This is a genomic window from Gilliamella sp. Pas-s95 (assembly GCF_009795795.1).
GTDB lineage: Bacteria > Pseudomonadota > Gammaproteobacteria > Enterobacterales > Orbaceae > Gilliamella > Gilliamella bombicola.
In genome coordinates this window covers 18,333-29,095 of the sequence record NZ_WTFC01000034.1, presented here as the reverse complement: position 1 = coordinate 29,095, position 10,763 = coordinate 18,333, and the positions used below count along the sequence as shown (strand labels likewise).

Sequence of the window (10,763 nt, the reverse complement as noted above, 5' to 3'; positions counted from 1 at the left end):
CAAAAAGAGTCCTGTTCAATATCGGGAGTATTATTTTCCAGCAGCTTAGTTTTTTTGTACAACTTTTGGGGTGCAGTTCATCGCTCTAATTCCCTTAGCTCGGACGTGGTCACTGTGGCTATTTTGTTCACTATAGGTCAAAACGTCCGAAACCTCTGCACCTAATTTATTCTATTCACCAAAACAAAAAGGCCTGATTTTCCGCCCAAAAATCGGTCAGAAAAGGTACTGATTTTATTAAAGTTTTTTCGATTGTTTTTTAACAAAAAAAACAAACTCCCCCCACCATCACCCGATTAATTGTATTTAATATAGCCACATCGTACGCTTTCTTTTATAATATTATTCTATTTTCCCCCTATTTTTAGCTTAAAAAGAGTAATTTTCATGAAAATTTTAGCTGGCTGTTCTGCTTTATCTGCATTTCGTATTAGTAAAATCTTATCTACTTGTTGTGAAAAATCCATCCCTGTTATTGATATTGAAGCCCAATATCTCCATTTTGTTGATTTGGCAGGCGAGTTAACGGCTGAACAACAGCTAACTTTAGATAAATTATTACAATACGGTCCTAAAACCGCACAAATCAATGTTAAAGAGACATCTAGCAAGCAACTTTTTTTAGTTACTCCAAGAGCCGGAACCATTTCGCCTTGGTCGTCAAAAGCGACGGACATTGCGCATAATTGTGGCTTGTTACAAATTCGCCGTATTGAGCGAGGAATTGCTTATTATGTGCAAGTGAGTTCGCTATTAACCGATTCACAAAAAAACGATTTTTTATCATTGATTCACGATCGCATGATGGAAGCCGTTTTTAGTCGTGTTGAGCAAGCCGAGCAGCTATTCCACGTTGAGTCACCTACGCCTGTAACAACCGTTGATTTATTAGGTCAGGGACGCAAGGCGTTAGAAGACGCTAACCTTAAATTAGGTTTGGCATTAGCGCCTGATGAAATTGATTATTTAGTTGAAAATTTTGAAAAATTGAAACGTAATCCGACTGATATTGAACTTTATATGTTTGCGCAAGCCAACTCTGAGCATTGTCGCCATAAGATTTTTAACGCTGATTGGACTATTGATGGTAAAAAACAGCCTAAATCACTATTTAAGATGATCAAAAATACTTTTGAACACACCCCTGATTATGTTTCATCCGCTTATAAGGATAATGCCGCTGTAATGGATGGCTCGAAAGTTGGGCGCTTTTTTGCAGATAATGAGAATAAAACCTACGGTTATCATCAAGAATATGCGGATATTTTAATGAAAGTGGAAACGCATAATCATCCAACTGCTATATCGCCTTGGCCGGGTGCAGCAACGGGGAGTGGTGGTGAGATTCGTGACGAGGGTGCAACTGGGCGCGGGGCTAAACCGAAAGCGGGATTGGTTGGATTTTCGGTTTCTAATTTGCGTATTCCTAACTTTGAACAGCCTTGGGAATACGATTTTGGTAAGCCTGATCGTATTGTCAGTGCGTTTGATATTATGATGGATGGTCCATTAGGGGGAGCAGCGTTTAATAATGAATTTGGTCGTCCGGCTTTATTGGGGTATTTCCGTACTTATGAAGAAAAGGTCAATAGCCATAATGGCGAGGAGCTTAGAGGGTACCATAAGCCGATTATGTTGGCAGGCGGTATGGGTAATATACGTCGTGAACATATCCAAAAGGGTGAGTTTCCAGCTGGCTCTAAGCTGATTGTGTTAGGTGGTCCTGCGATGAATATTGGCTTAGGTGGTGGGGCTGCGTCGTCTATGGCGTCGGGCCAGTCTGATGCCGATTTGGATTTTGCTTCTGTTCAGCGTGATAACCCTGAAATGGAGCGCCGTTGTCAGGAGGTTATCGATCGTTGTTGGCAACTTGGTGAAGATAATCCTATTTTATTTATTCATGATGTGGGTGCTGGCGGTTTGTCTAATGCGATGCCTGAGCTAGTTAGTGACGGTGGCTGTGGTGGTCAATTTGAGCTACGTAAAATACTTAACGATGAGCCAGGGATGTCACCGCTAGAAATCTGGTGTAATGAATCGCAAGAACGTTATGTGCTTGCCATCCATCCGGATAAATTGGCCCTGTTTGATGAGCTTTGCCAACGCGAGCGGGCGCCTTATGCGGTGATTGGTCAAGCAACTGCCAATAAAGCTGTTACTTTGCATGATGATCATTTTAATAATAATCCAATTGATTTGCCATTGGATGTGCTCCTTGGTAAAACACCTAAAATGCAACGAGATGTTAAGACCCATCAAGCACATGGCGATAATTTTTCAACTGCTGATATTAATTTATATGATGCGGTTAAACGGGTTTTACATTTACCAACTGTTGCTGAAAAGACCTTTTTAATCACCATTGGCGATCGCTCTGTGACTGGGATGGTATCGCGCGATCAGATGGTTGGCCCATGGCAAGTGCCTGTTGCTGATTGTGCGGTTACGACTGCAAGCTTAGATAGCTATTATGGCGAAGCTATGTCAATCGGTGAACGCGCCCCCGTTGCTTTGCTTAACTTTGCCGCTTCAGCAAGGCTTGCCGTTGGCGAGGCGATTACCAATATTGCCGCAACGAATATCGGCGATATCAAACGTATCAAGCTTTCTGCTAACTGGATGGCCGCCGCTGGCCATCCGGGCGAAGATGCTGGTCTTTATCAAGCAGTTAAAGCCATTGGCGAAGAATTATGCCCAGCATTGGGTCTGGCGATTCCTGTTGGTAAAGATTCGATGTCGATGAAAACCACATGGCAACAAGATGGCGAACAAAAAACAGTGACGTCGCCATTATCGTTGGTGATTTCGGCATTTGCGCGCGTTGAAGATGTGCGTAAAACCGTGACACCGCAATTGCGTGTCGATCAAGATAATACGTTATTGTTGGTTGATTTATCGAAAGGTCACCAAGCGTTAGGCGCAACTGCACTTGCACAGGTGTACCGTCATTTAGGTCAAAAAACAGCGGATGTTCATGATGCTAAGGAGCTTGCGGCTTTTTATCAAGCAATTCAATCCTTAGTTAGCCAAAATGCGTTGTTGGCTTATCATGATCGTTCTGATGGTGGCTTGTTTGTAACATTGGCTGAGATGGCTTTTGCTGGGCATTGTGGTGTTGATGTTGATATTTCTCAATTAGGTCATGATGTGATTGCTTCGCTATTTAATGAGGAGCTTGGTGCTGTTATTCAGGTGGCCAATAGTTGTTTAGACGATGTGATGGCTTGCTTTAAGCAGTTTGGCTTATCCCATGCTGTTTATGCTTTGGGTAGTGCTAAAGCAGGACAACAATTTATTGTGCGTAATAAATCTGCTGTGATTTATAGTGAGTCGCGCTCAATGCTAAGAACATGGTGGGCCGAAACAACTTGGCAGATGCAGCGATTACGTGATAATCCTGAGTGTGCGGATCAAGAACATCAAGCCAAACAAAATGAAGATGATCCAGGCTTAAGTGTGCACTTAACTTTTGATCCTCAAGCAGATATTGCAGCGCCTTATATTGTCACTGGCGTAAAACCTAAAGTGGCTGTGTTACGTGAACAAGGTGTTAATTCGCATGTCGAAATGGCCGCCGCATTCAATCGAGCTGGTTTTGAAGCCATTGATGTGCATATGACGGATCTGCTTTCTGGTCGTATTACGCTTGATCCATTTAGTACACTGGTTGCTTGTGGTGGCTTTTCTTATGGTGATGTGTTGGGTGCTGGCGAAGGTTGGGCTAAATCGGTGCTGTTTAATGAGCGAGTTCGGTATGAGTTTGAGCAGTTTTTCCATCGCGGCGATACGTTATCGTTAGGGGTTTGTAACGGTTGCCAAATGATGTCGAATTTGAAGGATTTGATTCCGGGGGCTGATCTGTGGCCACGCTTTGTTCGTAATGTGTCAGAACGCTTCGAAGCTCGTTTTAGTCTAGTGAAAATTCAATCAAGCCCATCTTTGCTGTTTACCGGTATGACGGACTCTTATATGCCAATTGCGGTTTCGCATGGGGAAGGACGGGTTGAAGTTGCTGATGATGCGCATTTAACGCATTTAGAAGCCTCTGGTTTAGTTGCTATGCGTTATATTGACCATTTTGGTCAAGTTACAGAGCAATATCCTAATAATCCGAATGGTTCTCCAAATGGGATCACTGCAGTCACCTCTAAAGATGGTCGCGCAACGATTATGATGCCTCATCCTGAGCGTGTATTTAGAACTGTAACAAATTCTTGGCACCCAGATAATTGGGGTGAAGATAGTCCATGGATGCGCCTATTCCGTAATGCGCGTAAGCAATTGGGTTAAATAAAAAATCGCCGATATTTTGTCGGCGATTTTGTTATTAGTGTTTAGGCTTTAGCTGATTGCTGTTGCCTTTGGGTGAGCGGTTTTGCTAATTGGTTATTCATTTTTTGTAATAATTGTTCGGTACTTTCCCAATTAATACATGCATCAGTGACTGATACGCCATATTTCAAGTTTTCAGGCGGTTGTTCAGACGATTGATTGCCTTCAAATAAGTTACTTTCAATCATTACACCAATAATTGAGTTATTGCCGTGTTCAATTTGTTCAATAATTGAGTCGGCAACAATCGGTTGATTGCGATAATCTTTGTTGGAATTAGCATGACTACAATCAATCATTAAGTTAGGTAACAATCCCGCCTTTTTCATTTGTGTTTCACATAATGCGACATTTTCTGCATCAAAATTTGGCGTTTTGCCACCACGCAAAATAACATGACCGTGTGGATTGCCCATTGTTTGTAAAACGGTTACTTGCCCTTGTTGATTGATCCCCACAAAGCGGTGCGCCATTGATGCCGATTTCATGGCATTAATGGCGACATCTAAACTGCCATCGGTGCCATTTTTAAAGCCGACTGGCATTGATAGTCCTGATGCCATTTCTCTATGTGTTTGTGATTCAGTCGTTCTTGCGCCGATTGCTGACCAACTAATTAAATCGCCAATATATTGTGGTGTGTTGGGATCTAATGCTTCGGTTGCAATAGGTAACCCAATTTTGGTGATATCGAGTAATAATTTGCGTGCTTTTTTAAGTCCATGTTCAATATCAAATGAACTGTCCATATGTGGATCGTTAATCATCCCTTTCCAACCTACCGTGGTGCGTGGTTTTTCAAAATAGACACGCATGACAATAAATAGGTGATCATTGACTTCGTCGGATAGTTTTTTTAATTTGTGTGCATATTCAATTGCCGCAGCGGGGTCATGAATAGAGCAAGGACCGCATACGATAAGTAATCGATGATCTCGGCGTTCTAAAATATCAACAATGGTTTGTCTTGATGAGGCAATTTGTTTTTCTAGATCATGAGATAGTGGATAAAGTTTTTTTATCTCTATGGGGGTAACTAGCATGTGTTCGTCCCTAATTCTGACATTATTTAGTGAATCTTTTAACATTTTTATTTTCCTTGTTAAAATCTTGCAATTATTTATATGTAAAATTTTTATTACATAAACGTTTAATATGTAAACACAAAATTACATAATAGTAAATTAAATTTTCAATTATTAATCAGAATTTATTATGGTTGTTTTTATTTTGTAGTTTTAGTAAATTTATCTTTACATTTTAATTGTGTAGAGCTTTATGCGTGTTGATTTAATCTGAGATCTGATAATAATGATTAAGCTAGGTTACCCTAGCTTAATGATAATTAAGGTCAATACTAAATTTGGATAGCGCTAAATTAGAGTTGAAGTGCTATTATTTATTCGCTTTGTTGTCCAATAATAGTATAAATTTACCATCATTTTGTTTTTCTAGGCGGAATTTCCTTATCCATCTAAAATATGTATAGAATGTTGGGTCAGAAGTCAACTTACTGGTAAACTTAATGCGATAAGTTGTATTTGCTTGCAAAGGGTATTCAATTTTCAAGCATTCGCCAGAACGAATGTTATCTCCTTTCCAATTATCTTTTTCCCAATCCTCTAGGAAGCCCTTTTCTGATAGAGTTGTTTCTGTAATATAAATAGTATCAATGGGAATTGATTGGTTTGCCATAATTTGGTTTGTAGGTATGCTGATACATAGTTGATTGTCATTATTTAATGTTATATCCGGTGTAACAGTAACAACTTCAGTTTTGTAGTGTGGGTAGCAGCCTGTTAGTGATATTAACGGAATAATAATTAATAATATAATTGCGAAGTTCTTTTTCATAAGGTTATTTATTGTTGTGATAAAGTTATGTTTGTTATTTAAATGGGTTTAATATGTTGTTTATTTAATACTCTAACAATTGTAATGAGCCATCGTCTTGTTTTTTTAGTATCAATCTTTTATCTAATCTTTTAACTACATTCCAACCTTCGCTGTTTTGTTGTATTGCTTTAATAAATACATAGTAACGTATATCGGTTTTAAATTGATAATCAAGATTTAAGCATTCACCAGGGTGAACTTGGTATTGCATTTTTACGCCTGTATCAGTCATTCCACTATAATATCTTGTGCGATCATACGTAGGGCCATCTTTTATTTTCTCACTGATACTTATAAACCTAATATTAAATAACCTATTTTGGGAGTATTTTCCCTTGGGGATGCTGATACATAGCTGATTGTTATTTAATTCTACATCAGGTCGTTCTCGTACTGGTTGGCGAAATAGTAGACAGCATCCTGTTGTTGTTGATAATATTAAAATCATTATTAGTATTTGAATGAGGCTTTTTTTCATGCAGATGATCCTTTACTTTTTTATTCCTTCCTAATTTTTAAAGCGGTTTATTATTTTTGTAAAAATGTTTTAGTAGTTTAACGATATTTGGTGTAGAGTTAAAAAATATGGCTAATATTAGACGTTAGCAATAGATTCTAATACGATATTTTTATCAATACCATCCATCACATCAACATGCCCAATTTTAGTTGGCACAACAAGTCTTAACTGCCCAGATAGTACTTTTTTATCTCGTAACATGTGTGGAAGGTAAGATTCAATCGGCATTTGTGCCGGTCTGTTAACCGGTAGCTTAGCACGTATTAATAAGTTTTTTATTCTATCAATATCTGCTTGCGTTAATTGTCCGAGTAATTTGGCGGTGTGTGCGGCCATTAACATTCCCACGCTGACGGCTTCGCCATGTAGCCAGTTTCCATAGCCTAGTTCTGCTTCTATAGCATGACCATAAGTATGACCAAGATTTAAAATGGCGCGCATGTCTTGTTCTGTTTCATCAGCAGCAACCACTTTTGCTTTTAGTTCGCAGCAATGGTAAATACAGTAACTTAATGCGTTAACATCTAAATTTAATAAATCTTCTATATGCTGTTCTAACCAATTAAAAAATTCGGGGTCTAAAATAATGCCGTATTTTATGACTTCAGCAAGTCCTGCTGACAGCTCTCTTTGTGGTAAGGTTTTTAAGCAGTTTAGATCAATAACTACCGCTTGTGGTTGGTAAAAAGCACCAATCATGTTTTTGCCAAGCGGATGGTTAATGGCTGTTTTTCCGCCAACCGATGAATCAACTTGGGAAAGTAGTGTAGTTGGTACTTGAATAAATTTAATACCACGTTGGTAAGCCGATGCAGCAAATCCAGCAACATCCCCGATGACACCCCCACCAAGTGCAATAAGGATTGAATTACGTGTATGGTTATTGGCAAGTAAGGCGGTGAGGATCGTGTTCCATGTTTCTATGGTTTTGTATTGTTCGCCATCGGGTACAACAATAGAGTCAGTTTTTACACCCTGCTTTTCAAGCATATCAGTGAGTGTTTGTAAATAAAGTGGAGCTATAGTGTCGTTGGTTGCAATTAGTACGCGTTGACCTGCCTTGAGTTTAAAATGTTGAAATTCGCTCAGTAAATTTTCACCAATTGTGATGGGATAACTGCGGTTGGCTAACGCCACATTTAACATTTTTTGCATATTAATTTCCAGACAAGTCAAAACGGATTTATTGTTGCAATGTTATCGATAAAAGAGTGGCAGTGCAACTTAGAATCATTTAAACTTATCAACAATTTTGATTTGTGATGTTAAATTCTATATGTCTATCTCTATTGTTTTAGCACAAAAAAATTGGCGTGTGGGCGATATTGAAGGGAATGCTCAACAGATTATTGAGCTAATTAGTCGCCATTCGTCCGATGACCTCATTGTTTTTTCTGAACTCGCTTTGTGCGGTTACCCTCCTGAGGATTTAGTATATCGATCTGATTTTAAAGATCGCTGTCAAAAAGCACTTGCTTTAATTCAACAAGCAAGTAAACACTGTGCGATTATTGTTGGGCATCCACATTGGCAAGATGCACATATTTATAATGCCCTTTCATTTTTTTGTGATAGGAAATTGTTGGCTTGTTACCATAAACAGTTACTGCCTAATTATGATGTATTTGATGAGAAGCGTTACTTTACTGCCGGCGATCAAACTTGTGTTGTGAACTTTAAAGGACAAAAGATTGGTTTGTTAATTTGTGAAGATCTTTGGCAAAATCAGCCAATCGATGATATTAAACAAGCTCAAGCTGATTTTGTGGTAGCAATTAATGCTTCACCATACGATTATGAAAAACAGCAACAACGATATGATTTAGTTAAACAGCATGCAAAACGCATCGGTTTACCGATTGTTTATGTCAACCAAGTTGGGGGACAAGATGAGTTGGTTTTTGATGGCTGTTCTTTTGCCTGTAATGGTCAAGGCGAGGTGATTTGCCAACTTCAAACTTTTAAAGAAGATACGGCCGTTTTGGATTTGACCCATCCTTTTAGTGTTGATAGTTCACAACCACAATCAGAGACGGCTGTTTTAGCTTCTGTTTATGATGCTTTAGTGTTATCAACAAGAGACTATATTACTAAAAATGGTTTTGAAGGTGCTGTTTTAGGACTTTCTGGTGGGATTGATTCTGCGCTCACGTTGGCAATCGCTGTCGATGCATTAGGTAAAGATAAAGTACAAGCAGTGATGATGCCATTTCGTTATACAGCCGATATCAGTATTGCTGATGCTAAGGAAGAAGCTGAAATATTAGGGGTTGAATTTGATATTGTTTCCATTGAGCCGATGTTTGATGCGTTTATGTCGTCGCTAAACCCCCTGTTTTTAGGCACAGCAAAAGATACCACAGAGGAAAATCTGCAAGCACGCTGTCGTGGTGTTATTTTAATGGCTCTGTCAAATAAACGGCGCAGATTGGTGCTGACAACCGGTAATAAAAGCGAGATGTCAGTTGGTTATGCAACGCTTTATGGTGATATGGCCGGTGGGTTTGATGTGCTTAAAGATGTTCCTAAAACGATGGTTTTTGCATTGTCTAAATATCGAAATACTCGTTCTTATGTGATTCCTGAGCGAGTGATAACTCGTCCTCCTTCAGCAGAGCTTGCTCCAGATCAAAAAGATGAAGATAGTTTGCCTCCTTATGATATTTTAGATGGTATATTAAAAGGTTATGTTCAACTCGATCTTTCCATTGAACAACTTATTGAGCAGGGCTATGATGAAGCGACAATAAGGCGAGTTATTAAATTGGTTGATATCAATGAGTATAAACGCCGCCAATCAGCAGTTGGTCCTAAAATCACTGCTCGTAATTTTGGTAAAGGTCGACGTTATCCTATCACTTCTGCCTTTGGGTTTAAAAATTGGTAATCTCGAATTAAGGGAAAATAGATATGAAAAAAATTGAAGCTATTATTAAACCATTTAAATTAGATGATATTCGAGAGGCGCTAGCTGATCAAGGTATTACCGGCATGACAGTGACTGAGGTTAAAGGTTTTGGGCGCCAAAAGGGGCATACCGAACTTTACCGTGGTGCGGAATATATGGTTGATTTTTTGCCGAAAGTAAAAATTGAACTGATTGTCCCTGACGATATTTTAGAAATGTGTATAGAGACAATTATGAAAACAGCACAAACAGGCAAAATCGGTGATGGAAAAATTTTTGTTTATAATGTTGAACAAGTAATTCGGATTCGAACTGGTGAAATGGATGAATCAGCGATTTAATTTAAATTATTGAATGTCTGGCCGCTCTTGTTTTAGTAATTGAGGTGTTACAACACCTTGAATAGAGCAAATAAGAAGGGTCATATTTGGTCCTTTTTCAAGTAATAATAGCTTTTCGGTAGTATCCGGTGCTGGGATCGTTTTGACGCCAACAACAGTGCCGGTATTTTTATGCCAGACTTGGGTGTCGTCATTAATACTTCGAATCATTGGATTTCCGATATAAAGAAGGTTTTCTTCCATATTTTTCCAATTTATTTCTTTCAGTGTCTCTTTTATTTGATTGATATCATTGTCTACGATAAATCCCCAGAAATAATATTTTCCTATCTTTCCAAGATCCATGGCACTGTCATAATAGCCTGTGATTGTTAGGTTTTTATAAGCCATTGGTGTTTTAAAATAAACATAGTTTCTATCTAAATTAGTACGATTTTCTACAGGAATATAGGCTTGATTTTGATTGAACACCTTGATGTTAGTATATTTTTCTAATTCTTCTTTATTGGCGTAAACATCTTTAAAAAAAGATGGAGTGCACAATGTTAATGAGTCAATTAATGGTAACTTCTCGGCGGATGCGATAAAAGAGTAAAACATAAAAAATAGAGCAATAAATTTTTTTACCATGTTGATTTGACTTGACAAAAATTAGGTACCATTAAGTTAGTTAATTAGTTTCGATTGTATAATTATTATGACAGAATAACAATGTTAAAGCGGTTTTTCTTTTTAAGAATTGTTAAGATTTGTTTATTTTTTGATT

8 protein-coding genes are annotated in these 10,763 nt (G+C 38.4%); 3 read left to right on the top strand and 5 right to left on the bottom strand.

What is annotated here, in order from left to right:
• Window positions 1–387: 387 nt before the first annotated feature.
• Entirely contained in the window at window positions 388–4,290 is a 3,903-nt protein-coding gene (purL, locus tag GQ598_RS09200) for a phosphoribosylformylglycinamidine synthase (protein WP_160403866.1), read from the top strand.
• A 44-nt stretch (window positions 4,291–4,334) separates the two neighbouring features.
• Here purL and GQ598_RS09195 read toward each other — a convergent pair whose 3' ends face one another.
• The 4 genes from GQ598_RS09195 to aroB all read right to left on the bottom strand — a co-directional run bounded on the left by GQ598_RS09195 (window position 4,335) and on the right by aroB (window position 7,894).
• The gene (locus GQ598_RS09195; RefSeq protein WP_160403865.1) at window positions 4,335–5,420 is read right to left on the bottom strand and encodes a 3-deoxy-7-phosphoheptulonate synthase; all 1,086 of its coding nucleotides are present in this window, start codon (window positions 5,418–5,420) and stop codon (window positions 4,335–4,337) included.
• 307 nt (window positions 5,421–5,727) lie between these two features.
• Window positions 5,728–6,186 carry a hypothetical protein gene (locus GQ598_RS09190; RefSeq protein WP_091348272.1) on the bottom strand — a complete coding sequence of 153 codons (459 nt, stop codon included), beginning with the start codon at window positions 6,184–6,186 and terminating at the stop codon, window positions 5,728–5,730.
• A 64-nt stretch (window positions 6,187–6,250) separates the two neighbouring features.
• Window positions 6,251–6,706, bottom strand: coding sequence for a putative T6SS immunity periplasmic lipoprotein (locus tag GQ598_RS09185; protein ID WP_160403864.1), 456 nt, complete (start codon window positions 6,704–6,706; stop codon window positions 6,251–6,253).
• A gap of 117 nt (window positions 6,707–6,823) precedes the next feature.
• Window positions 6,824–7,894: a 3-dehydroquinate synthase gene (gene aroB / locus GQ598_RS09180; protein WP_370516538.1), complete on the bottom strand. Its 1,071-nt coding sequence runs from the start codon at window positions 7,892–7,894 to the stop codon at window positions 6,824–6,826.
• A 130-nt stretch (window positions 7,895–8,024) separates the two neighbouring features.
• On the opposite strand from aroB, the gene GQ598_RS09175 reads away from it, so the two are divergent.
• Window positions 8,025–9,635, top strand: a complete 1,611-nt coding sequence (locus GQ598_RS09175; RefSeq protein ID WP_160403862.1) for an NAD+ synthase — start codon at window positions 8,025–8,027, stop codon at window positions 9,633–9,635.
• A 23-nt stretch (window positions 9,636–9,658) separates the two neighbouring features.
• Entirely contained in the window at window positions 9,659–9,997 is a 339-nt protein-coding gene (gene glnB / locus GQ598_RS09170; RefSeq protein WP_065586186.1) for a nitrogen regulatory protein P-II, read from the top strand.
• Window positions 9,998–10,003: 6 nt separating this feature from the next.
• Here glnB and GQ598_RS09165 read toward each other — a convergent pair whose 3' ends face one another.
• Window positions 10,004–10,645, bottom strand: a complete 642-nt coding sequence (locus GQ598_RS09165; RefSeq protein ID WP_160403861.1) for a hypothetical protein — start codon at window positions 10,643–10,645, stop codon at window positions 10,004–10,006.
• Window positions 10,646–10,763: the final 118 nt, after the last annotated feature.

Coding starts and splice junctions, on each gene's coding strand:
- purL (WP_160403866.1), top strand. CDS start 388: ATGAAAATTTTAGCTGGCTGTTCTGCTTTATCTGCATTTCGTATTAGT.
- GQ598_RS09195 (WP_160403865.1), bottom strand. CDS start 5,420: ATGTTAAAAGATTCACTAAATAATGTCAGAATTAGGGACGAACACATG.
- GQ598_RS09190 (WP_091348272.1), bottom strand. CDS start 6,186: ATGAAAAAGAACTTCGCAATTATATTATTAATTATTATTCCGTTAATA.
- GQ598_RS09185 (WP_160403864.1), bottom strand. CDS start 6,706: ATGAAAAAAAGCCTCATTCAAATACTAATAATGATTTTAATATTATCA.
- aroB (WP_370516538.1), bottom strand. CDS start 7,894: ATGTTAAATGTGGCGTTAGCCAACCGCAGTTATCCCATCACAATTGGT.
- GQ598_RS09175 (WP_160403862.1), top strand. CDS start 8,025: ATGTCTATCTCTATTGTTTTAGCACAAAAAAATTGGCGTGTGGGCGAT.
- glnB (WP_065586186.1), top strand. CDS start 9,659: ATGAAAAAAATTGAAGCTATTATTAAACCATTTAAATTAGATGATATT.